Below are 21,942 nucleotides of genomic sequence, written 5' to 3'. Positions count from 1 at the left end.
GGCGGTGGCGGTCGTCCTCGTGCTGGCGGCCGCGGCGGTGGAGTTCGCCCTGCTCCGGCAGGCCTCGACCGGACCCGCCCCGGTCTCCGCCACGCTCGTGGTCCCGGTCGAGGCCGGTCCCGCGACTCCCCGTCCCGCCCCCGTGACCGGGTGTGACCTGACTAACATCCAGCCATGGGCACCCACCTCAACCCCTACCTGCACTTCGACGACTCCGCCCGACCGGCCATGGAGTTCTACCGCGACGTCCTCGGCGGCACGCTGAACGTCATGACCTTCGGCGACATGGGCACCGAGGGCCCCGAGGCGGCGAAGGTCATGCACGCCCAGCTGGAGACCGACCAGGGCTTCACGCTGATGGCCTCCGACACCCCCGCCGGGATGGACCGGCCCTCCGGGTCCTCGATCTCGGTCAGCCTGTCCGGCGACGAGGGGGACCGGCTGCGCGGGTACTTCGAGCAGCTCTCCGCCGACGGCACCGTCTCGGTCCCCCTCGAGAAGCAGATGTGGGGCGACGAGTTCGGCCAGTGCACCGACCGCTTCGGCGTGACCTGGCTGGTGAACATCGCCCAGCCGCAGGGCTGAGGACCGTCGCGACTGGTGTGATGGGGGCGTGAACGACGGCGGGGCGACGCGGCCCGTGGCGCGGGGGGCGATCCTCCCGCTCTACGCGGCCGGGTTCGTCACGGCGTTCGGCTCGCACGGCATCGCCGCGAACCTCGGGTTCACCGGCGACCTCGGCGAGCAGCTCGTCACGCTCGGCATCCTGCTGGCGCTCTACGACGGCGCCGAGATCGTCCTCAAGCCGGTGTTCGGCGCACTCGCCGACCGGGTCGGGCTCCGCCCGGTGCTGCTCGGGGGCCTGTTCGGCTTCGCCCTGGCCTCCGCGGCGTTCGTGCTGGTCGGCAACCCGGCCCTGCTCGGACTCGCCCGCTTCGCCCAGGGCGCGGCCGCGGCCGCGTTCTCCCCGTCCGCCGGGGCCCTGATCGGCCGGATCGCACCGGCGACCGGCCAGGGCCGTGCCTTCGGCGGCTACGGCGCGTGGAAGGGCCTCGGCTACACGGCCGGACCGCTGCTCGGCGGGGTGCTGATCGCGGCGGGCGGCTACCCGCTGCTGTTCACGGTGCTCACGGTCGTCGCGGTGGCCGTGTTCGTGTGGACCGTGGTCGTCGTCCCCGACCCGCCGCCGCTCCCGCGCCGGCGCCAGGGGCTCGGGCAGGCGCTGCGCGGCCTCGCCGACCCCGGGTTCCTGCCCCCCACGCTCGCCCTCGCCGCCAGCGCCGCCGCCCTCTCGTGCGGTGTCGGCTTCCTGCCGCTGGTCGGCGCCGCGGACGGGCTGTCCCCGGTCGCGACGGGCGCGGCGGTGTCGGTGCTCGCCGTCGTCGCGGCCGTGAGCCAGCCGCTGGTCGGGCGCGTGCGCGACGCGGGCCGGCTGCCCGACCGGACCGCGCTCGTCGTCGGGACCCTCCTCACCGCGGCCGGGCTGGCGGTCCCCGCCGTGGTCGGGCACCTGGCGGGGCTGCTCGTGGCAGCGGCGGTCATCGGGATCGGCACGGCCGTGATCACCCCGGTCGCGTTCGCCGTGCTCGCGGCGTGGAGCCCGCCGGAGCGCATCGGGCAGACGATGGGCTCGGCGGAGATCGGCCGGGAGATCGGCGAGGCCGGTGGCCCCTTCCTCACCGGCGTGCTCGCGGCCGCGTTCGGCCTCGGCGGCGGGTTCCTCGGGATCGCCGTGCTGGTCGCGCTCACCGCGCTCGGCGGACTGCAGGTCCGCCGCCGCACGGCCTGATGGCCCGCTCCGACTCCGGCGAGTCGCTGCTCGAGCGGGTCGTGCGGATCCTCGAGTGCTTCACCCCGGAGGCGCCCGCGCTCGCCGTCACCGAGATCGCGCGGCGCGCCGACCTCCCCTCCACCACGGCGTCCCGGCTGGTCGCGGAGCTCGTCGGGCACGGCCTGCTCGTGCGCGACGACGGCCGGGTGCGGATCGGCACGCGCCTCTGGGAGCTCGGGGCGCGGGCCTCGTCGACGCTCTCGCTGCGCGAGACCGCGATGCCCGTGCTCGAGGACCTGCACCGGACGGTCGGGCAGCACGCCCAGTTCGGGGTGCTCGACGGCGACGAGGTGCTGTTCGTCGAGCGCCTCTCGGCCGAGCGGGCGGTGATCAACCTGACCCGCATCGCGGCCCGGCTCCCGCTGCACGCCTCGTCGTCGGGCCTGGTGCTGCTCGCGTTCGGCTCGACGACGCTGCAGGAGCGCGTGCTCGCCCGCCCGCTCGCCGGTTTCACGCGGAACACGATCACCGACCCGACCGTGCTCCGCGCCCGCCTCGCGGAGATCCGCGACCGTGGCGTCGCGCTCTGTCCCGGCTACATCCACCTCGACGCGACCGGCGTGGCCGTCCCCGTCCGCGACCCCGACGGCCACGTGGTGGCGGCCGTGTCGGTGGTGGTGCCCAACGACGGCGAGGCGGCCCGGACGGTGCCGGCGCTGACCGAGGCGGCGCGGCGCATCCGGAGACGACTGCGGTCCTGACGCCGGGTCGGCCCGTTGAACGGGCAGGCCCTACCGCCCGAGGCACCCGGCTCCGCACGCTGACGGGCATGACCTCGCTGGTGGTGACCGCCAAGGACGTCGTCGCCGACGGCGTCGTCGCCCTGACCCTCGCGCGTCCCGACGGCGGCCGGCTCCCGGACTGGACGCCCGGCGCGCACGTGGACCTCACCCTCGACTCGGGCGCGACGCGGCAGTACTCGCTGTGCGGCGACCGGTGGGACCCGTCGTCGTACCGGGTGGCGGTGCTGCGCGAGCCGGACGGCCGCGGCGGCTCGCAGTACGTGCACGACGTGCTGCGCCCCGGCGACACCGTGGGGCTGGGCGGCCCGCGCAACCACTTCCCGCTCGCGCCCGCGCCGCGGTACCGGTTCGTGGCGGGCGGCATCGGCGTCACGCCGCTGCTGCCGATGATCGCGGCGGCGGAGGTGCTCGGGGCCGACCACGCGCTGCTCTACGGCGGGCGACGGCGGGCCTCGATGGCCTTCCTCGACGAGCTCCCGGCGGACCGGACCACGGTGGTGCCGCAGGACGAGCGGGGTCTCCTGCCCCTCGCGTCATGGCTCGGGACGGTCGACGAGGGCACGGTGGTCTACGCCTGCGGTCCGGGGCCGCTGCTCGACGCCGTCGCCGCCCTCGTCCCGGCCGCCCGCCTGCGCACGGAGCGGTTCACCACGACCGAGGTCGCGGCCCCGGTCCGCGACGAGCCCTTCACCGTCGAGCTCGCCCGCAGCGGGACGACCCTGACCGTCGACGCGTCGGTGTCCGTGCTGGAGGCGATGCGCCGCGCCGGCGCCACCACGCTGTCCTCCTGCGAGCGCGGCACCTGCGGGACGTGCGAGACGACCGTGCTCGCCGGCGTCCCCGACCACCGCGACCAGGTCCTCGCCGACCACGAACGCGCCGCGGGCGACTGCATGCTGCCCTGCGTCTCGCGCGCCGCCTCCGACCACCTCGTCCTGGACCTGTGATGACCACGTCGAGCACCACCCCCGTCACCCACGTCGACCCGTTCTCCGTCGAGGTCCTCACCGACCCGCTGCCGTTCCAGGCCGCCCTGCGCGATGCGGGACCGGTCCAGTACCTCGCAGCCCACGACCTCTACGCGATGGGCCGCTACGCCGAGGTCCGCGCCGCGCTGACCGACTGGCAGCGCTTCTGCTCGTCGGCCGGCGTCGGGCTGTCGAACTTCCGCCGGGAGAAGCCCTGGCGTCCGCCGTCGTTGCTGCTCGAGGCGGATCCGCCGCACCACGACGCCCCCCGCCGCGTGCTGTCCGCGATCCTCGGCCCGCGGGCCCTGCGGCGGTGGCGCGACCAATGGTTCGCGGCGGCGGTCGAGCACGTCGACGCGCTGCTCGGGACCGGTGGCCGGCCCGTCGAGGTCGACGGCATGACCGCCCTCGCCGAGGCCTTCCCGCTGCGGGTCTTCCCGGACGCGGTCGGCATCGCCCGGGAGGGCCGCGAGCACCTGCTGCCCTACGGCGAGTACCTGTTCAACGCGTTCGGACCGCACAACGAGCTGGTGGCCGCGGGCGCCGTGCACGCCGGCGAGCACGCGGCGTGGGTCAACGCGCAGTGCGCCCGGGAGACGCTCGCCGACGAGGGGTTCGGCGCCGACATCTGGGCCGCCGCCGACCGCGGCGACCTCACGGCGGAGCAGGCCCCGCTCGTGGTCCGCTCGTTGCTCTCGGCGGGCGTGGACACCACGGTGCACGGCCTCGGCTGGGTGCTCCACGGGCTCGCGACGCACCCCGACCAGTGGGCCCACTACCGCTCCGAGCCCTCCCGACGACGGGTCTGCTTCGACGAGGCGGTGCGCTGGGGTTCCCCGGTGCAGACGTTCTTCCGGACCGCCGAGGTCGACGTCCCGATCGGGGACACGGTCGTCCCCGAGGGCGCGAAGATCCTGATGTACCTGGGGTCGGCCAACCACGACCCGCGCCACTGGGACGAGCCCGCGCGCTTCGACCTGCACCGCGACCCGTCGGGCCACGTCGGCTTCGGCTTCGGGCTGCACCAGTGCGTCGGGCAGCACGTCGCTCGGCTCGAGGCCGACGCCCTGCTCGCGGCCCTCGCCGACCAGGTGGAGCGCATCGAGCCCGCGGGCGACCCGGTGCGCCGGGCGAACAACAGTATGCGGGAGTGGGCGTCCCTGCCGCTGCGTCTGCACCCGCGCTGAGCCCCCCACTCCCTCATGGCAGGAAAGCGTCGTTGCTGTCATCCAGTGGCAGCGACGCCGCGTCCTCGATCTCGAACTTCCTGAGCGATCGCTCCAGTAGTCTGGACGACGTGTGGATCTGGCTCGCGGTCGCGATCGCCGCGGAGGTGGCGGGCACGGTCTCGCTGAAGCTCTCGGAGGGGTTCAGCCGGCTCGTGCCGTCGATCGTGGTGGTGGTCGGGTACGTGGTCGCCTTCTACTCGCTCTCCCAGGCCCTCGCGCGTGGCCTGCCGGTGGGGGTGGCCTACGGGATCTGGGCCGCGACCGGGGTCGCCGCCATCGCGATCATCGGCGCGCTGTTCCTCGGGGAGTCGCTGACCTGGGTGCAGGTCGGAGGCATCGGGCTCGTGATCGCGGGCGTCCTGGCACTGGAGCTCGGCGGATCGCACGGTGCCTGACGCGATCACGGACGGTCGACGCCGACGCGGAGCGACCCGTCGTCGGGAACTCCTCGACGCCACGCTGCGGGTGGTCGCACGGGGCGGGCCCGCGGGCGTGAGCCAGCGCCGGGTCGCCGACGAGGCCGGGATGCCGCCGAGCGCGGTGCTCTACCACTTCGCGTCGGTGGACGACCTGCTCGTGAGCACGCTCGTCGAGGTCAACGACCGCTACGTCGCTGCCCTCGAGGCGGTGCCGACGCTCGAGGCGCTCGCCGCCGTGATCGCCGGTTCGGACCGGTCGACGCTCATCGCCGAGTACGACCTGTTCCTGCTCGCGGCGCGTCGCGACGACCTACGGGGCGAGGTCGACCGGTGGGAGACCGCCCTGGCCGCGCTCGCGACCCGTCTCGGCGCACCGGCCCCCGAGCTGCTCGTGGCCGCGGTGAACGGTCTGTGGCTGCAGGACGCGCTCACCGATCTCGACGAGGCCGCGGTGCTGAGCGTCCTGCACGCGGCCGTGGGGTGGAGACAAGGGGAATCGAACCCCTAACCCCCGCCTTGCAAAGGCGGTGCTCTGCCAATTGAGCTATGTCCCCGTGTGGAGGGTCTACGACGCGCGGGTCGCCTCGCGCCAGACCTCCGCCGCCGGCCGCTCCTGCTGCTTGCGCCGCACGAGGTGGGCCACCCCGAACGCCGCCGCAACGAGCACGACCAGCTTCTTCACACCACCACGCTAGCAGCCCCCACCGGCCCCCGTTCTGCGATAGGACTCGGGGGACGACGACGACGGCGACGTCGGTGGTGGAGCGGGAGGGCTCATGGCGCACGCCTACGTGGTGGGCACGTTCGACACGAAGGGCGACGAGCTGCGCTACGTCGCCGACGCGATCCGGGCCGCGGGCCACGAGGTGACCACGGTCGACGTCGGGACCTCGGACCCGGACGCACGCCGGGCGGACGTCACGCCCGCCGACGTGGCCGACCGGAGCGCGTTCACCGGCGACCGCGGCACGTCCGTCTCCGCCATGGCCGCCGCGCTCGAGCGCTGGCTGCCCGAGCAGCGCCCGGACGGCGTGATCGGCCTCGGTGGGTCGGGCGGCACGGCGCTGATCACGCCCGCACTGCAGCGGCTGCCGGTCGGCGTGCCCAAGATCGTGGTGTCCACGGTCGCGTCGGGCAACACCGCGCCGTACGTGGGCTCCGCCGACATCACGCTGATGTACTCGGTCACCGACGTCGCCGGACTCAACCGCATCAGCCGGGTCGTCCTCTCCAACGCCGCCCACGCCCTCGCCGGGTCCCTGTCCGCACCCGCGGTCGAGGCGGTGGACAGGCCGGCGCTGGGTCTGACGATGTTCGGCGTCACCACGCCGTGCGTCACGGCGGTGACCGAGCAGGTGTCCGACGCCTACGACTGCCTCGTCTTCCACGCCACCGGCACCGGCGGGCGGGCGATGGAGAAGCTGGTCGACGACGGGTTGATCACGGCGGTCGTCGACGTGTCCACCACCGAGATCGCCGACCTGGTCGCCGGCGGCATCATGGCGGCCACCGAGGACCGGCTCGGCGCGATCGCCCGGCGCGGGGTCCCGTGGGTCGGCAGCGTCGGCGCGCTCGACATGGTCAACTTCGGGGCACCCGACACCGTGCCGGAGCGCTACCGCGGCCGGATCCTCTACGAGCACAACGCCCAGGTGACCCTCATGCGCACCACCCCCGACGAGTGCCGGGCCGCCGCCCGGTTCCTCGCCGCGCGCCTCAACGCCTGCGAGGGCCCCGTCCGTCTGGTCTTCCCGACGGCGGGTGTCTCGGCCCTCGACGTCGCCGGCGGTCCGTTCGCCGACCCCGCGGCGACCGAGGCCCTGCTCGGGACGCTCCGGGCGGAACTGCACCAGACCGATCGGCGCCGCCTGGTCGAGACCGATCTGCACGTGAACGACCCGGCGTTCGCGACGGCGCTGGTGGAGAACCTGCACGAGGTGGGAGAGCGGTGACGAAGCGGGCGGAGATCCTGGAACGACTGCGCGAGAAGGTGGGGCGCGGTGAACCGATCGTCGGCGGCGGTGCCGGCACCGGTCTGTCGGCCCGATGTGAGGAGGCCGGCGGTATCGACCTCATCGTCATCTACAACTCGGGGCGTTATCGCATGGCCGGCCGCGGGTCCCTCGCGGGACTGCTCGCCTACGGCAACGCGAACGAGATCGTGGTCGAGATGGCCGCCGAGGTGTTGCCGGTGGTGCGACACACCCCGGTACTCGCGGGCGTGAACGGGACCGACCCGTTCCTGCTGCGCGACCGATTCCTGCGTGAACTGGCCGACCTCGGGTTCGCGGGAATCCAGAACTTCCCGACCGTCGGACTCATCGACGGCACCTTCCGCGCCAATCTCGAGGAGACCGGGATGGGGTTCGCGCACGAGGTGGACCTCGTCGCGGCCGCCCGCGCCCACGACCTGCTGACCACGCCGTACGTGTTCTCCGCCGACGACGCCCGCGCCATGACCCGCGCCGGGGCCGACGTGATCGTGTGCCACATGGGCCTGACGACGGGCGGGTCGATCGGCGCGGAGACCGCGAAGACGCTCGACGACTGCGTCGCCCTCACCGACGAGTGGGCGGCCGCGGCCCGGGAGATCCGGGACGACGTCCTCGTGCTGGTCCACGGCGGCCCGGTGTCGGCGCCCGCGGACGCCGCGTACGTCCTCGAGCACGCCGGGACCTGCCACGGCTTCTACGGCGCGAGCAGCATGGAACGACTGCCCACCGAGGAGGCCCTGACGGCCCGGACTCGCGAATTCACGGAGCTGCGACTGAAGTCGTGACGTGTCCTCGCACTCATTTCTCCCGACACCGACGGGTGAACCGACCCCCCGTGCTCGCACTTCGGCGAATTCTTGCTAACGTGAATGGCATCGGGAGTGATTCCGATGCAATTCCCCCCTGAGCGAGGAGTACCGCCAGATGGCCCAGAAGACCGTCGTCACGTTGGTCGACGACCTCACCGGTGAGGAGTCCGAGGACATCACCACCGTCGAGTTCGCTCTCGACGGCGTGACCTACGAGATCGACCTCGACGACAAGAACAGCGCCGAACTGCGGGACACGCTCGCGCAGTACGTCGCCGCCGCGCGGCGCACCGGGGGACGCCGCGCCGGATCGGCGGGCGGGCGTCGTCGCTCCGGCGGCGCCGGGACCGGCACGCCGCGGGCCACCTCGCCCGGCGGGTACGACCGCGAGACCTCCAAGCAGATCCGCGAGTGGGCCCGCACCGAGGGCTTCGAGGTGTCCGACCGCGGCCGGGTGCCGAACAACGTCGTGGAGGCCTGGGAGTCCCGCGGCAAGAACGGCACCACCGCCGCCGCCTTCTCGGGCTGACGCACTCGCGTACGACGAAGGGCCCCGGAGCACGGCTCCGGGGCCCTTCGTGTGTCGGGGGGTGGGCCCAGCTGGATTTGAACCAGCGACCTCGTCGTTATCAGCGACGCGCTCTAACCAACTGAGCTATGGGCCCGAACGGTGACGAGGTTACCGGAGGGTGTCCGGACGCCCCGTCACCGGGGTCGGCTCAGTCGCGCTCGGAGAGCGTGACCTCGATGCCGCCGGCCACGTCGGCCGAGATGTTGTAGATGAAGGCCGAGACGCTCGCGAGCGCGGTGAACAGGATCGTGTTCACCACGCCGACGATCGCCGCCACGCCGAACACGCCGCCGGCGGTGATCAGCTGCCCGCCGCCGCCCCCGGCGTCCGAGGTGAGGTCCTGGTAGGTCCCGTTCAGCTGCGCCCAGACGCCCATGCCGTCGAGGACGGCGTAGAGCACGCCGACCGCGAACATCCACACGAAGAACAGCGCCACGCCGAGCACGAGGGCGAGCTTGAGCACCGACCACGGGTCGAACCGCTTGACCTGCAGGCTCGCGCGGCGCGGCACCTTGCCGCGGACCGGCCGGGCGCTCGGCAGGTCGTCGTCGTCGAACGAGTCGAAGTCGGGCTCCGGCTCGGACCGACCACCCGAGCGCATCCCGAGCTGCTCCGGGGAGAGCTGGTTGGTCGGGGCGTCGATCAGGGCCGTCGACGACCGCGCCGGCCCGGCCTGGCCCGACCCCTGCCCCGAACCCTGACCCGGACCGCCCGGATGGGGCGTGCCGGCGGCCGGCGTCCCGGCGGCGGGCGTCCCGGGCCCGCCGGTGGGCAGCGGACCCGTGGCCGGACGCCGGTCCGACGACGGGGCGTCGCCCCGGGGTTCGGCGTCCCGACCGGCCGGGGGCGGCTCGGAGGCGCCGGCCGACCCGCCCGACCCGGACGGCGCCGGGCCGCCCGCGGGGCCCGAGGACCCGCGGGCTCCCGCCCGCTGCCACGGCGGCGGCGGGCCGCCGGCGGGCTGCGCGCCCGCCCCGGATCCGCCCGCGGCCGACGAGTCCTCGCCGGTCGCACTCGTCACGACCGTGTCCTCGGCGGATCCGCCCTTGTTCTCGTCCGGTGTGCTCACGTGGCTCGTTCCGTCGTCAGGGGGTTCGGGGCGGGTCCGGGTGCGGCCCCGCACCTCACAGCAGCGTGTCGGGCGCCTGGTCCGGGCCGCCGGCGTCGGGGTCGGTGGCGTTCTCGGCGTTGCGGGCCACGGCGAGCAGCGTCGCGTTCTCGCCGAGGTTCATCAGGCGGACACCCTTGGTCTGACGGCCCGCCTTGCGGACCTCCTTCGCGGTGGTCCGGATGACGCCGCCGCTCGAGGTGATGGCGTACAGCTCGTCCTCCAGCTCGACGATCAGGGCGCCGACCAGGGTGCCGCGCCGCCGGTCGTACTGCAGCGTCAGCACGCCCTTCCCGCCGCGGCCCTGCACCGGGTAGTCCTCGATCGGCGTGCGCTTCGCGTACCCGCCGCCCGTCGCGACCAGCAGGAACGTCCCGTCGCGCACCACGCCGATCGACAGCAGCTCGTCGCCGGAGTTGAAGCGCATGCCCATCACGCCCGACGTCGCGCGGCCCATCGGGCGCAGCACCTCGTCGGTGGCCGAGAAGCGGATCGACTGGCCCTCCGCGGAGACGAGGAGCAGGTCGTCGTCCCCGGAGCAGAGCACCGCGCCGACGAGCTCGTCGCCGTCGCGCAGGTTGATGCCGATGAGGCCGCCGGAGCGGTTCGAGTCGAAGTCCGACAGCTTGGACTTCTTGACCAGCCCGCTCTTGGTGGCCAGCACCAGGTACGGCGCCGCCTCGTAGTTCGTGATCTGCATGACCTGGGCGATCTGCTCCTCGGGCTGGAACGCGAGGAGGTTCGCCACGTGCTGGCCGCGGGCGTTGCGCGTCGCCTCGGGCAGCTCGTAGGCCTTGGCCCGGTACACGCGGCCCTTGTTCGTGAAGAACAGCAGCCAGTCGTGCGTGGAGCAGACGAAGAAGTGGGCGACGATGTCGTCCTGCTTGAGCGTCGCGCCCTGCACACCGCGACCCCCGCGCTTCTGCGCGCGGTACAGGTCGGTCTTGGTGCGCTTCGCGTACCCGGTGCGCGTGATCGTGACGACGACGTCCTCGACCGCGATGAGGTCCTCGTCCGCGACCTCGCCGTCGTAGCCGACGAGGCGGGTCATGCGGTCGTCGCCGTGCTTCTCGACGATCTCGCCGAGCTCGTCGCGGACGATCTGCCGCTGGCGCTCGGGCCGGTCGAGGATGTCCTGCAGGTCGCGGATCGTCTCCTCGATCTCGGCCAGCTCGTCGATGATCTTCTGGCGCTCGAGGGCGGCGAGGCGCCGCAGCTGCATGTCCAGGATCGCCTGGGCCTGGATCTCGTCGACCTCGAGGAGCTCCATGAGGCCGGTGCGCGCGACGTCGACGGTCTCCGAGCTGCGGATCAGCGCGATGACCTCGTCCAGCGCGTCCAGCGCCTTCACGAGACCGCGCAGGATGTGGGCCCGCTCCTCGGCCTTGCGCAGGCGGTAGCGCGTCCGCCGGACGATGACCTCGATCTGGTGGCGGATCCAGTGCCGGATGAGCTGGTCGAGCCGCAGCGTGCGCGGCACGCCGTCGACGATCGTCAGCATGTTCACGCCGAAGCTGAACTGCAGCTGCGAGTGCTTGTAGAGGTTGTTCAGCACCACCTTCGCCACGGCGTCGCGGCGCAGGGTGATGACGATGCGGCGGCCCACGCGGTCCGACGACTCGTCGTTGATCTCGGCGATCCCGGTGACCCGGCCCTCGCGGACCATCGTCGCGATCGACTCGATGAGGTTGTCCGGGTTGACCTGGTAGGGCAGCTCGGTGACGACGAGGGTGGTGCGGCCCTTCGTGTCCTCCTCGACCTCCACCACGGCCCGCATGCGGATCGAGCCGCGGCCGGTGCGGTACGCGGACTCGATGCCGTCCTTGCCGACGACCAGACCCGCCGTCGGGAAGTCGGGGCCCTTGATGCGCTCCATGAGCGCCTCGAGGGTCTCCTCCTCGGAGGCCTCGGGGTGGTCGAGAGCCCACGTGGCGCCCTCGGCGACCTCGCGCAGGTTGTGCGGCGGGATGTTGGTCGCCATGCCGACCGCGATGCCGGCCGAGCCGTTGACCAACAGGTTCGGGAAGCGGCCCGGCAGGACCGCTGGCTCCTGGGTGCGGCCGTCGTAGTTGTCGACGAAGTCGACGGTCTCCTCGTCGATGTCCTGCAGCATCGCCATGGCGAGCGGCGTGAGGCGGCACTCCGTGTACCGCATCGCGGCCGCCGGGTCGTTGCCCGGCGACCCGAAGTTGCCCTGGCCGTCGATCAGCGGATAGCGCATCGACCACGGCTGGGCCAGGCGGACCAGCGCGTCGTAGATCGCCGAGTCGCCGTGCGGGTGGTAGTTGCCCATGACGTCGCCGACGACGCGGGCGCACTTCACGTAGCTGCGGTCCGGCCGGAAGCCGGAGTCGTACATCGAGTAGAGGACACGGCGGTGCACCGGCTTGAGGCCGTCCTCCACCAGCGGCAGCGCGCGCCCCACGATCACGCTCATGGCGTAGTCGATGTAGGAGCGCTGCATCTCCTGCTGGATGTCGACCGGTTCGATCCGGTCGCCGGAACCCGGAGGCAGCGTCGTCTCGGTCACGCGGTGTCCACTCCACTCCTGGGCGCCCCCGGGGCGCGGCCGGTCACCGCGTCGAACACGTCAGGGGCGTGCCCGTCCGCCGGACCCCGACACGCCGGGTCCGACACCCTCGATTCTACCGGGGGTGTCGACGATCTCGTGGGCGCCCCGCGCAGGTCAGGTGCGGTTCCCGCCCGCGGGGGACGTCAGGACCGGACCGCCGCCCCGTCGTCGGGGACGGAGACCAGATCGCGACGCAGCGTCTCCGACATGGCCCACGAACAGACCAGCGAGACCAGGGCCATCGCGGCGACGTACGCGGCCACCGACATCAGGCTGCCGGTCCAGAGGACGAGCAGCCCGCAGATCGCGGGCGCGATGCCGCCGAGGATGGAGGCGAGCTGGTAGGCCAGGGACGCGCCGCTGTAGCGCAGGTGCGTGGGGAACTGTTCGGCGAAGTAGGCCGACTGCGGGCCGTACACCGCGCTGCGGCACGCCTGCACCACGAGGCCGCCGAGGATGAACAGGCCGATGTTCCCGGTCCCGACGAGCAGGAAGTACGGCACCGCCGCGACCACCAGGACGGCCATGCCGACGAGGAAGAGCGGCCGGCGCCCGACGCGGTCGGAGAGCAGCCCGAGCAGCAGGATCATCGGGATGTCGGAGGCGGACAGGAACGTGTTCGCGCCGAGGATCGTCGAGCGTTCGTAGCCCAGCTCCGTGGTGGCGTACGAGACCAGCCAGACCGAGCTCACGTAGAACGTCGCGTTCGTCGCGAGGAAGGACCCGGCGGCGAGCAGGATGATCCGGGGGTGCTCGCGGAGCACCTCGAGCACCGGCAGCCGGCTGGCCTCACGCCGTTCGGCGTCGGCCCGGAAGACCGGGCTCTCCGCCACGGTGACCCGGATCCACATCCCGACCAGGATGAGCAGGGCGCTCGCGAGGAACGGGATCCGCCAGCCCCAGGCCTGGAACGCGGCGTCGCTCACCGTCAGGTCGAGGACGAGGAACGACCCGGTGCCGAGGACGAGGCCCAGCGGGACGCCGACCTGCGGCCAGCTGCCGTAGAAGCCGCGACGGTGGTCGGGAGCGTTCTCCACGGCCATCAGTGCGGCGCCGCCCCACTCGCCGCCGACGCCGAGGCCCTGGCAGAAGCGCAGCGCGACCAGCAGGACGGGGGCGAGGACGCCGATCGTCGCGTAGCCGGGCAGCAGGCCGATGCACACCGTCGCCGCCCCCATGAGCAGCAGCGAGTACACGAGCATCGGTTTGCGCCCGACGCGGTCGCCGAAGTGCGCGAACAGCGCCCCGCCGATGGGCCGGGCGACGAAGCCCGACGCGAAGGTGCCCAGCGCCGCGATCGTGCCCAGCGCGGGGTCGATCGAGGGGAAGAAGACCTTGTTGAAGACCAGCGCTGCCGCGGTCCCGTAGATGAAGAAGTCGAACCACTCGATCGTCGTCCCGACGAGGCTGGCCGCGGCCACCTTGCGCGGGACCCGGAGTGCGGGACCGGCCATCACTGCCTCCCGGGGGCTGTGGGTCGGCCCACGGTGAGGCTTCGGTCAAGGGACGGTCAAGACCCGTTCCGTCGGGAGGAAGAGGACGTTGCGGCGGCCGTCGTCGCCGCGGCGGTCCACCCAGGCGCCCTGCCAGGTCCGGGGGACGTAGTCGAGCCGGGCGAGGTCGTCGACGACCTCGGCCACGGACGTGCCGAAGCGGGCGAGGTGCCGGTCCTCCAGCTCGAGCATGAGGACCGGCCGGAAGCTCTCCAGCGTCTTCGGCGCACCCTCCAGCAGGCTCGCCTCGGCCCCCTCGATGTCGACCTTCACGAGGTCGAGCCGGTCGAGCTGCAGGTCGGCGACCAGCTCGTCGAGCGTGGACACGGTCACCGGGACCTCGTCGTGGCGGGAGAACTCCGCGTTCGAGCCCAGACCGACCGCACCCGTCGTCAGGAAGGCGCGGCCGTGGACCGGCAGGAAGCGGCGCCGGGGCAGCGACAACGCACCCGTGCCGGCGACGCCCGCGAGCGCCGTGCGGTGCAGGGTGACGTGCCCGGCCCCCAGCAGCGCGCGGGTGGCCCCGACGAACGTCGCGGGGCCCGGCTGCGGCTCGACGGCGTGCACGTGGCCGCGTGGCCCGACCAGCCCGGCGAGGGTCCAGGTGTAGAGCCCGAACTCCGCGCCGACGTCGACGCAGACGGCGCCGGGGCCGACGAACTCGGCGAGTCCGGCGACCTCGTCCTCGAGGAACCATGCGTGCGGTGCCGCCGTCCGCAGCAGCCGGCTCAGCCCTGCGGTGGTGTCCACTGCGCCGCGCCCTCCCGTCCGACGCGTCCGTCCGGACGCGCCGGGGGGGAGGGTAGCGAGCGACGTTTCCCGTGGAACCTCGGCGTGTCGGGTCAGACGTCGAGGAAGCGCACGTCCTTGGCGTTGCGGGTGATGAACGAGCGCCGGGACTCGACGTCCTCGCCCATGAGCACGCTGAACAGCTCGTCGGCGGTCGCCGCGTCGTCCAGCGTCACCTGCATCATCAGCCGGGTCTCGGGATCCATCGTGGTCTCCCAGAGCTCCTTGGCGTTCATCTCGCCGAGGCCCTTGTACCGCTGGATGCCCTCGTCCTTGTTGATCTTCTTGCCCGCCGCGCGGCCCGCCTCGAGCAGCGCGTCCCGCTCGCGGTCGGAGTAGGCGAACTCCGGCTCGGCGTTCCGACCGCCCCACTTGATCTTGTAGAGCGGCGGCATCGCGAGGAACACGTGGCCGTTCTCGATCAGCGGGCGCATGAAGCGGAAGAGCAGCGTGAGCAGCAGCGTGCGGATGTGCTGGCCGTCGACGTCGGCGTCGGCCATCAGCACGATCTTGTGGTACCGCAGCTTGGCGAGGTCGAACTCGTCGTGGATGCCGGTGCCGAGCGCCGTGATGATCGACTGGACCTCGTTGTTCTTGAGGACGCGGTCGATCCGGGCCTTCTCGACGTTGATGATCTTGCCGCGGATCGGCAGGATCGCCTGGAACATCGAGTCGCGGCCGGACTTCGCGGAGCCGCCCGCCGAGTCGCCCTCGACGATGTAGACCTCGCTGCGCGACGGGTCGTTCGAGCGGCAGTCGGCGAGCTTGCCGGGCAGGCCGCCGAGGTCGCCGGCCGTCTTGCGCCGCACGAGCTCGCGGGCCTTGCGGGCCGCCATGCGCGCCTGCGCCGAGCCGACCGCCTTGTTGATGATGGTCTTGGCGTCGGCGGGGTTGCGCTCGAACCAGTCGGCGAGGTGCTCGTTGCACACGCGCTGCACGAAGGACTTCACCTCGGTGTTCCCGAGCTTGGTCTTCGTCTGGCCCTCGAACTGGGGCTCGGCGACCTTGACCGAGACGATCGCGGCGAGACCCTCGCGGATGTCGTCGCCGGTCAGCGCCGGGTCCTTCTCCTTGATGAGCTTCTTGTCGCGCGCGTAGCGGTTGACCGTGGTGGTCAGCGCCGAGCGGAAGCCCTCCTCGTGGGTGCCGCCCTCGGTCGTGTTGATCGTGTTGCAGAAGGTGTAGACCGACTCCGAGTAGCCGGAGTTCCACTGCATCGCCACCTCGACCTGGTGGCCGGTGCCCTCGGCCTGGAAGCCCACCGGCTTCTTGTGGATCGGGTCCTTCGAGTTGTTGATGAAGGCGACGAAGTCCTCGAGGCCGCCCGGGTAGTGGAAGGTCCGCTCCTTGACCTTCGCCACGTAGCCCTCGGCGTCCGGCGCGTCGTCGAGGGTGGACCCCTCGGACTCCGCCCCCTCCGGCTTGCGCTCGTCGCGCAGGTTGATGGTCAGCCCCTTGTTGAGGAAGGCCATCTCCTGCAGGCGCCGCGAGATCGTCTCGAGGTTGTAGGTCGTCGTCTCGAAGATGTTCGGGTCGGCCCAGAACGTGATCGTGGTGCCGGTCTTGCGCGTCTTCCCGGCCTCGGTGAGCTTCCCGGGGATCGAGTGCTCGTAGTGCTGGGTCCAGATCTGGCCGTCGCGGTGGATCTCGACGTCGAGCGCCGTGGACAGCGCGTTCACGACGGAGACACCGACGCCGTGCAGACCACCGGAGACCGCGTACGACTTGTCGTCGAACTTGCCGCCCGCGTGCAGCACGGTGAGCACGACCTCGACGGCCGGCTTCTTCTCCACCGGGTGGGTGTCCACCGGGATGCCGCGGCCGTCGTCGGTCACGGAGATGCCGCCGTCGGCCAGCATCGTCACGGTGACCGCGGAGGCGTAGCCCGCCATCGCCTCGTCGACGGCGTTGTCCACGACCTCCCAGATCAGGTGGTGCAGACCGCGCTCGCCGGTGGACCCGATGTACATGCCGGGCCGCTTGCGGACCGCCTCGAGCCCCTCGAGGACGGTGATGGACGACGCGCTGTACTCGTTGTTCTTCTTCGCGGCAGCCACGGGCCTCGGTGTCTCCCTACCCTCGACGACCGGCACGACTCGTGACGGTCCTCTCCAGTCTACGGGGCCGCCCCCGCGGGAAGGGGCCGGATGGCATGTTGAGCGCGTCGCAGAGCGCCTGGAGGCGTCGGGGGAGGGTCCGGACGGCGGGTCGGGCGCTCGTCGGGCGTCTGGGCGCGGTCAACGGGCGCTGAGAGGGCCGACCCGCGTCCGGGGCTCAGCCGTACGTGTCCCGGGGTCCCCGGCCGGAGACGTGCCGCGGGCCGCGCCGCCAGCTCGGCGCCGTCGGACCGTGGATGCGCATGCCCGTCACGACGCCGGGGCCGAGGCCGGCCGCGATCCGGCCGAGGAGCTGGCGCTGCAGCAGGCGCAGCTGGGTCGCCCACGCCGTCGAGTCGGCCTGGACGGTCAGCTCGCCGTCGCGCAGGGCGGTCGGGGTGGCGTGCTCGGCCACCTCCGGTCCGACGAGCTCGGCCCACCGACCGAACACCGAGCCGTTCGCCAGCCGCGGCGTCCAGCCGCGCTGGGTGGACAGGCGGGAGGCGAGGCGTCCGAGGGTCTGCGGGTCGCGGTCGTCCGCACCCGGGCCGGACCACCGGCGCCGACGCCTGCGGGTGGTCTCCCCCGCGTCGCGCGTCGTCGTCCGGCGGGGCCGGCCCCGCGTCACCCCGCGCGCGGCCTGCTGCGCGCGGGCCGCCTCCAGGGCCGCGCGGGCGATGTCGGACCCGCGCGGGCGGTCGGGGTCCGACCCGTGTGGGTCGGTCTCCACGGACTCGATGGGCTCCTCCGCGCGGGCACCCTCCGTGGCCGGCTCTGCTCCGCCCGGGGCGCGGCGGGGCCCGAGCCGGGCGGGCGGCAGGACGACCGGCTCCGGTCCGGGACCCGGGGTGTGGACGCCGGGGCCCGCCACGTCGAGCAGGCCCTGCAGGTCATCCGCCGGATCCGGGCGCCGCGGCCGACGCCGGGACCGTCCCGACCCCGAGTTGTCCACAGCATCCACAGGTCTGTCCCCAGCTCCCGGGCCTTCTTCACCGATTCGGCTCACCAGGAACCACCCCGATCCTCCGTCACGACGCGACTCCCTCACGCACCGTGCCCGCCTCGATCACGTAGCGTGCTCCGCTCAGGACGGACGGGACGTCGTCGTCCACCGCCGCCGTCACGAGGACCTGCTCGGCCCGGGCGGCGGTCCGGGCGAGGGCGTCGCGGCGCCGGGCGTCGAGCTCGGCGAAGACGTCGTCGAGCACCAGGATCGGCTCCGAGCCCTCCTCGCGCAGCAGCTCGAACCCGCCGAGGCGCAGGGACAGGGCGAGGGCCCAGGACTCGCCGTGGCTGGCGTAGCCCTTCGCCGGCCCCTCGCCCAGGGTCAGCTCCAGCTCGTCGCGGTGCGGCCCGACGAGGCACACCCCGCGCTCGATCTCCTGGTCGCGCCGTCGCCCGATCTCCTCGAGCAGCGCGGCCTCCACCTCCGCGGCCAGCTCTGCGTGGGCGGCGCCGCCCGTGACGTCGTCCTCGCCGGCCGGTCCGCCGGCGGCGACCGTGCCGGCCAGCTCGTCGACCGCCGCGACCCGCGACCGGTACCGCGCGCCGACCGGCACCGACTCGGGTGCGACGGCCGCGTAGGCCGCCGTGACGTGCGGGGCGAGCGCCGCGGCGAGCTGGATGCGCCCGGCCGTCAGCGCCGCCCCGGCACGGGCGAGGTGGGCGTCCCAGACCTCGAGGGTGCCCGCCTCCCGGGCCCCGCGCGCCGACCGCGCGGACTTCAGCAGGGCCGAGCGCTGGCGCAGCACCTTGTCGTAGTCCGCCCGGACCCCGGCCCACCGCGGTGCGCGGGCCACCAGCAGCTCGTCGAGGAACCCGCGTCGTTCACCGGGGTCGCCGCGCACCAGGGCGAGGTCCTCCGGCGCGAAGACGACCGTCCGGACGATGCCCAGGATCTCCCGGGCCCGCGGTACCGGCGAGCGGTTCACCCGGGCGCGGTTGGCCTTGCCGGGCTGGATCTCGACCTGGACGGTCAGCTCCCGCCCACCGTTGACCACGGTGGCCCGGACCTGGGCCGCCGCCGCCCCGCGCCGCACCAGCGGGGCGTCCGAGGACACCCGGTGCGAGCCGAGCGTGGCGAGGTAGCCGACGGCCTCCACGAGGTTCGTCTTGCCCTGGCCGTTGGCCCCGACCAGCACGGACACCCCGGGGGCGAACGTCAGGTCCGCCTGCGCCCACGACCGGAAGTCGGTGACCGACAGCTCGCGCACGTACACCGGTCCTCCTCCCGTCGTCGCGCCCGGACGGCGTGGTCAGCTCCTGCCGGCACCCCGGGGCTCCTGTCGGTCGCCGGGGCGCTCGCGCGTCAGCCGCCCGTCGGCGGCTCGTTGGCGGCCTCGCCGGCCTTGTGCACGGCGTGGCCCCCGAACTGGGCCCGCAGGGCCGCGACGGCCTTCATCGCGGGCGAGTCGACCTGGCGCGAGGCGAAGCGGGCGAACAGCGCCGCCGAGATCACCGGCAGCGGGACGGCGTGCAGGATCGCCTCGTCGACGGTCCACCGGCCCTCCCCGGAGTCCTCGGCATAGCCGGTGATCCGGTCGAGGTGCGGGTCGGCCTCCAGCGCGCGGACCATGAGGTCGAGCAGCCAGCTGCGCACTACGGTGCCGCGGCTCCAGGCCTTCATCACGGCGCCGACGTCGGTGACCGGACCGCCCGCGTTGAGCAGCTCGTAACCCTCGGCGTAGGCCTGCATGAGGCCGTACTCGACGCCGTTGTGCACCATCTTCGCGTAGTGACCGGCGCCGACGGGCCCGGCGTGTGCGAAGCCCTCCTCGCGCGGCCCCTCGGGGCGCAGTGCGTCGAACACCGGCATGAGGCGCTCGATGTCCTCGTCCGCCCCGCCCGCCATCAGCCCGTAGCCCTCGGTGCGACCCCAGACCCCGCCGGAGACGCCGCAGTCCGCGTAGTGGATGCCGTGGGCCCCGAGCCGCTCCGCGTGCACCGCGTCGTCGGTGAACCGGCTGTTGCCGCCGTCGACCACCAGGTCGCCGGCGTCCAGCAGGTCGGCCAGGCGCTCCACCGTCGAGTGCGTGGGATCGCCCGAGGGCACCATCAGCCACACCGTGCGAGGCGCCCCCAGGGCCCCGACCAGGTCCTCGAGGGACTGCACGTCCCCGGAGCCGTCGTTCGCGTACCCGACGACCTCGTGGCCGGCGGCGCGGAGCCGCTCGGCCATGTTGCCGCCCATCCGACCGAGCCCGACCATTCCCAGCTGCACCGCGATCCGCTCCCTGTCTCCGGCGTGGGGGCGAGCCCTGCTGCGTCTCCCCCGGCGTGGCCGCCCGCGTCTCCTACCCCGGATCGTCGCCCGTGGATCACGGGCCGGCGGATCAGCCGGGCAGGCGCACCGGCATCAGCAGGTAGAGGTAACCCGGCCGCGGCTCCGGCAACTCGGCGTCCGCGCCGGGCCCGGGCTCGGGGGTCGTGGCGCCCCCGGCGCCGCTGTCCTCCGCCGCGTCGTCCGCACCGGGCTCGCCGGGGGCGGACGCGGGACGCAGCAGCGCGGGCCGGCTCGGCGTCGTGAACGACAGGTGGGCGTGGTCCGCCCCGAGCGCGCCCAGCCCGTCGAGCAGGTAGCCGGGGTTGAAGGCGATCGTCAGCGGCTCGCCCGCGAACGAGCAGGGGAGCTGCTCCTCCGCGCTGCCCTCGTCGTCACCGCCGGCGGTCAGGCGCAGGGAGCCCTCGTCGAACTCGAGCCGGACCTGGGTGCCGCGCTCGGCGACCAGGGACACGCGCTTGATGGCGTCGACCAGCGGGCCGATCTCGACGACCGCCGCCGAGGTGTGCTCCTTCGGGAGGAGCTGGCGGTAGCGGGGGAACTCGGCGTCGAGCAGCCGGGTCGTGGAGCGGCGACCGCCGCCGGAGAGGCCGAGCAGCCCGTCGCCGCGGCCCAGGGCGAGCTCGATGGTGCCGCCGGCCGAGGTCAGGGTCTTGGCCGCCTCGGAGAGGGTGCGGGCCGGGGCCAGGATCGCGGTCGGCTCGCCGTCGGCGGAGGCCGGGTTCTCGCCGGGCTCCCAGGTGAACTCGCGGACCGCGAGCCGGAACCGGTCGGTGGCGGCCATCGTCAGCGCCGACCCGTCGATCTCGACCCGGATCCCGGTGAGCATCGGCAGCGTGTCGTCGCGGCCGGCCGCGACCGCCACCTGCGACACGGCGCGGGCGAAGACGTCGGGGGCGAGCTCACCGACCACCGGCGGCATCTCCGGCAGCTGCGGGTAGTCCTCGGCGGACATGGTGGGCAGGCTGAACCGGGCGTTGCCGCACGTGAGCGAGGCGCGCGGCCCGTCGACGGTGAGGTCGACCGGGTGCGGCGGCAGCGAGCGCGTGATGTCGGCGAGCAGCCGCCCGGACACCAGGGCGCGGCCGCCGTCGCCGATCATCGCCGGCACCTCGACCCGGGCCGAGACCTCGTAGTCGAACCCCGAGACGGTGAGCGTGCCCTCGTCGGACGCGTCGAGCAGGACCCCGCCGAGGACCGGCACCGGTGCCCGGCTGGGCAGGCTCCGCGCGACGAAGGCCACCGCGTCGGCGAAGGCGTCGCGCTCCACGCGGAACTTCATCGGTGCTCTCCTGTCGTCGAGACGGGCGGCCTGCCCCGGGGACGTGTCGCCCCGGATCCGGGCAGGTCGTCACGGTAGAGCCTGCCAGGGGGGTCCGACACTCCGGCCCTGTGCAGGGTCGGGCGGTGCGCTCGGTCCCCAACCCCTGTTCCAGAAGAGTTCTCTTCAAGAGAGAGAACAGGAGTGACAGTAGGTCCTGTGGGCGCTGTGGAGCACCGCCGTCGACGCAGGTCGAACGCGTCGGACCGGTGTGGAGCGACGCGGGCGGTGCACCCCCGGATCCGGGGACGGAGCGGCGTGTCAGGTGGACGGAGGTCGGGCACCCCGTCCCGCCCACCGCTCCGTCCACCCCTCGGAGCGGCCTGTCCACAGACTTGTCCCCAGCTGTGGGTCGATCGGGAGTCGAACGATCGCGCAGCGCGACGGCGCCGCGATGAGCGGTGATCCGCCCGCGGGCGCCGGACGAGCGGTGGCGCCGTTCGGGACCGACGTTCGCCCGTCCCCGTGCCGGATGTCCGATTCCCGCTCACGCAGCGTGCGGACGAGGGCGTGATCGTGCGCGGAGCGTGCCGGCGCGGGGCCGCGGCGGCGAGGCCGCGGTCGACGGGACGGAGCTCGGCTCGAGGATGACCGCGGCCGGGCCGGGGATCGACGCGACGCGCCGGGACGGAAACCACCACCACCCGACCGGTGCACGGAGCGGCCACGGATCCGCCTCGGATCGGTCTCGGATCGGCCACGGAGGAGCCGCCGTCCGG

The 21,942-nt window shown here is 73.4% G+C and carries 20 protein-coding genes and 2 tRNA genes; 10 read left to right on the top strand and 12 right to left on the bottom strand.

Annotated features, from left to right (window positions below; all coding sequences use genetic code 11):
• The first annotated feature begins 174 nt into the window (after positions 1–174).
• The 7 genes from LN037_RS04860 to LN037_RS04830 all read left to right on the top strand — a co-directional run bounded on the left by LN037_RS04860 (position 175) and on the right by LN037_RS04830 (position 5,698).
• A complete protein-coding gene (locus LN037_RS04860; RefSeq protein WP_230750332.1) occupies positions 175–585 on the top strand; it encodes a VOC family protein in 411 nt (136 codons plus the stop codon).
• Between the two features lie 28 nt (positions 586–613).
• Complete coding sequence (locus LN037_RS04855; RefSeq protein WP_230750330.1) at positions 614–1,789, top strand: MFS transporter; 1,176 nt, start codon at positions 614–616, stop codon at positions 1,787–1,789.
• Entirely contained in the window at positions 1,789–2,532 is a 744-nt protein-coding gene (locus LN037_RS04850) for an IclR family transcriptional regulator (RefSeq protein WP_230750328.1), read from the top strand. Before LN037_RS04855 ends, LN037_RS04850 begins: the two co-directional genes overlap by 1 nt.
• A 68-nt stretch (positions 2,533–2,600) precedes the next feature.
• On the top strand, positions 2,601–3,521 hold the full coding sequence (locus LN037_RS04845; RefSeq protein ID WP_230750326.1) for a PDR/VanB family oxidoreductase: 921 nt from the start codon (positions 2,601–2,603) through the stop codon (positions 3,519–3,521).
• A complete protein-coding gene (locus LN037_RS04840; RefSeq protein ID WP_230750324.1) occupies positions 3,521–4,729 on the top strand; it encodes a cytochrome P450 in 1,209 nt (402 codons plus the stop codon). Before LN037_RS04845 ends, LN037_RS04840 begins: the two co-directional genes overlap by 1 nt.
• Before the next feature lie 110 nt (positions 4,730–4,839).
• The gene (locus LN037_RS04835) at positions 4,840–5,166 is read left to right on the top strand and encodes a DMT family transporter (protein ID WP_230750323.1); all 327 of its coding nucleotides are present in this window, start codon (positions 4,840–4,842) and stop codon (positions 5,164–5,166) included.
• The gene (locus LN037_RS04830) at positions 5,159–5,698 is read left to right on the top strand and encodes a TetR/AcrR family transcriptional regulator (protein WP_230750321.1); all 540 of its coding nucleotides are present in this window, start codon (positions 5,159–5,161) and stop codon (positions 5,696–5,698) included. Before LN037_RS04835 ends, LN037_RS04830 begins: the two co-directional genes overlap by 8 nt.
• Here LN037_RS04830 and LN037_RS04825 read toward each other — a convergent pair.
• Positions 5,672–5,744 (bottom strand) — tRNA-Ala (locus tag LN037_RS04825). The genes LN037_RS04830 and LN037_RS04825 overlap by 27 nt on opposite strands.
• 11 nt (positions 5,745–5,755) lie before the next feature.
• The gene (locus tag LN037_RS04820; RefSeq protein WP_230750319.1) at positions 5,756–5,872 is read right to left on the bottom strand and encodes a DLW-39 family protein; all 117 of its coding nucleotides are present in this window, start codon (positions 5,870–5,872) and stop codon (positions 5,756–5,758) included.
• 94 nt (positions 5,873–5,966) lie between these two features.
• On the opposite strand from LN037_RS04820, the gene LN037_RS04815 reads away from it, so the two are divergent.
• The 3 genes from LN037_RS04815 to LN037_RS04805 all read left to right on the top strand — a co-directional run bounded on the left by LN037_RS04815 (position 5,967) and on the right by LN037_RS04805 (position 8,522).
• Complete coding sequence (locus LN037_RS04815) at positions 5,967–7,142, top strand: Tm-1-like ATP-binding domain-containing protein (protein WP_230750317.1); 1,176 nt, start codon at positions 5,967–5,969, stop codon at positions 7,140–7,142.
• Positions 7,139–7,969: a phosphoenolpyruvate hydrolase family protein gene (locus tag LN037_RS04810; protein ID WP_230750315.1), complete on the top strand. Its 831-nt coding sequence runs from the start codon at positions 7,139–7,141 to the stop codon at positions 7,967–7,969. Before LN037_RS04815 ends, LN037_RS04810 begins: the two co-directional genes overlap by 4 nt.
• 139 nt (positions 7,970–8,108) lie before the next feature.
• Positions 8,109–8,522, top strand: a complete 414-nt coding sequence (locus tag LN037_RS04805; RefSeq protein ID WP_230750312.1) for a histone-like nucleoid-structuring protein Lsr2 — start codon at positions 8,109–8,111, stop codon at positions 8,520–8,522.
• A 62-nt stretch (positions 8,523–8,584) separates the two neighbouring features.
• On the opposite strand, the gene LN037_RS04800 is transcribed toward LN037_RS04805, so the two are convergent.
• The 10 genes from LN037_RS04800 to dnaN all read right to left on the bottom strand — a co-directional run bounded on the left by LN037_RS04800 (position 8,585) and on the right by dnaN (position 21,184).
• Positions 8,585–8,658, bottom strand: a tRNA-Ile gene (locus LN037_RS04800).
• Positions 8,659–8,712: 54 nt separating this feature from the next.
• Positions 8,713–9,633 (bottom strand): DUF3566 domain-containing protein, encoded by a 921-nt coding sequence (locus tag LN037_RS04795; protein ID WP_308286105.1) that lies wholly within the window; start codon positions 9,631–9,633, stop codon positions 8,713–8,715.
• A 55-nt stretch (positions 9,634–9,688) separates the two neighbouring features.
• Complete coding sequence (gyrA, locus tag LN037_RS04790) at positions 9,689–12,202, bottom strand: DNA gyrase subunit A (RefSeq protein WP_230750310.1); 2,514 nt, start codon at positions 12,200–12,202, stop codon at positions 9,689–9,691.
• 185 nt (positions 12,203–12,387) lie between these two features.
• The gene (locus tag LN037_RS04785; RefSeq protein ID WP_230750308.1) at positions 12,388–13,698 is read right to left on the bottom strand and encodes an MFS transporter; all 1,311 of its coding nucleotides are present in this window, start codon (positions 13,696–13,698) and stop codon (positions 12,388–12,390) included.
• 45 nt (positions 13,699–13,743) lie between these two features.
• On the bottom strand, positions 13,744–14,487 hold the full coding sequence (locus LN037_RS04780; RefSeq protein ID WP_230750306.1) for an FkbM family methyltransferase: 744 nt from the start codon (positions 14,485–14,487) through the stop codon (positions 13,744–13,746).
• Between the two features lie 92 nt (positions 14,488–14,579).
• On the bottom strand, positions 14,580–16,583 hold the full coding sequence (gene gyrB / locus LN037_RS04775; protein ID WP_230750304.1) for a DNA topoisomerase (ATP-hydrolyzing) subunit B: 2,004 nt from the start codon (positions 16,581–16,583) through the stop codon (positions 14,580–14,582).
• Between the two features lie 217 nt (positions 16,584–16,800).
• Positions 16,801–17,361, bottom strand: a complete 561-nt coding sequence (locus LN037_RS04770) for a DciA family protein (RefSeq protein WP_230750411.1) — start codon at positions 17,359–17,361, stop codon at positions 16,801–16,803.
• A 289-nt stretch (positions 17,362–17,650) separates the two neighbouring features.
• Positions 17,651–18,841, bottom strand: coding sequence for a DNA replication/repair protein RecF (recF, locus tag LN037_RS04765; protein WP_230750302.1), 1,191 nt, complete (start codon positions 18,839–18,841; stop codon positions 17,651–17,653).
• An 89-nt stretch (positions 18,842–18,930) separates the two neighbouring features.
• On the bottom strand, positions 18,931–19,842 hold the full coding sequence (gene gnd / locus LN037_RS04760) for a phosphogluconate dehydrogenase (NAD(+)-dependent, decarboxylating) (RefSeq protein ID WP_230750300.1): 912 nt from the start codon (positions 19,840–19,842) through the stop codon (positions 18,931–18,933).
• A gap of 112 nt (positions 19,843–19,954) precedes the next feature.
• Entirely contained in the window at positions 19,955–21,184 is a 1,230-nt protein-coding gene (gene dnaN / locus LN037_RS04755) for a DNA polymerase III subunit beta (RefSeq protein ID WP_230750298.1), read from the bottom strand.
• Positions 21,185–21,942 lie beyond the last annotated feature (758 nt).

It is taken from the genome of Actinomycetospora soli (assembly GCF_021026295.1).
Classification (GTDB): Bacteria; Actinomycetota; Actinomycetes; order Mycobacteriales; family Pseudonocardiaceae; genus Actinomycetospora; species Actinomycetospora soli.
The sequence above is the reverse complement of the archived record's forward strand: the minus strand, read 5'-3'. Positions and strand labels throughout refer to the sequence as shown.

Bases quoted from the DNA above. Each gene is read 5' to 3' on its own strand.
- LN037_RS04845 (WP_230750326.1), top strand. From the start codon at position 2,601: ATGACCTCGCTGGTGGTGACCGCCAAGGACGTCGTCGCCGACGGCGTC.
- LN037_RS04840 (WP_230750324.1), top strand. From the start codon at position 3,521: ATGACCACGTCGAGCACCACCCCCGTCACCCACGTCGACCCGTTCTCC.
- LN037_RS04815 (WP_230750317.1), top strand. From the start codon at position 5,967: ATGGCGCACGCCTACGTGGTGGGCACGTTCGACACGAAGGGCGACGAG.
- LN037_RS04860 (WP_230750332.1), top strand. From the start codon at position 175: ATGGGCACCCACCTCAACCCCTACCTGCACTTCGACGACTCCGCCCGA.
- LN037_RS04805 (WP_230750312.1), top strand. From the start codon at position 8,109: ATGGCCCAGAAGACCGTCGTCACGTTGGTCGACGACCTCACCGGTGAG.
- LN037_RS04785 (WP_230750308.1), bottom strand. From the start codon at position 13,698: ATGGCCGGTCCCGCACTCCGGGTCCCGCGCAAGGTGGCCGCGGCCAGC.
- dnaN (WP_230750298.1), bottom strand. From the start codon at position 21,184: ATGAAGTTCCGCGTGGAGCGCGACGCCTTCGCCGACGCGGTGGCCTTC.
- LN037_RS04850 (WP_230750328.1), top strand. From the start codon at position 1,789: ATGGCCCGCTCCGACTCCGGCGAGTCGCTGCTCGAGCGGGTCGTGCGG.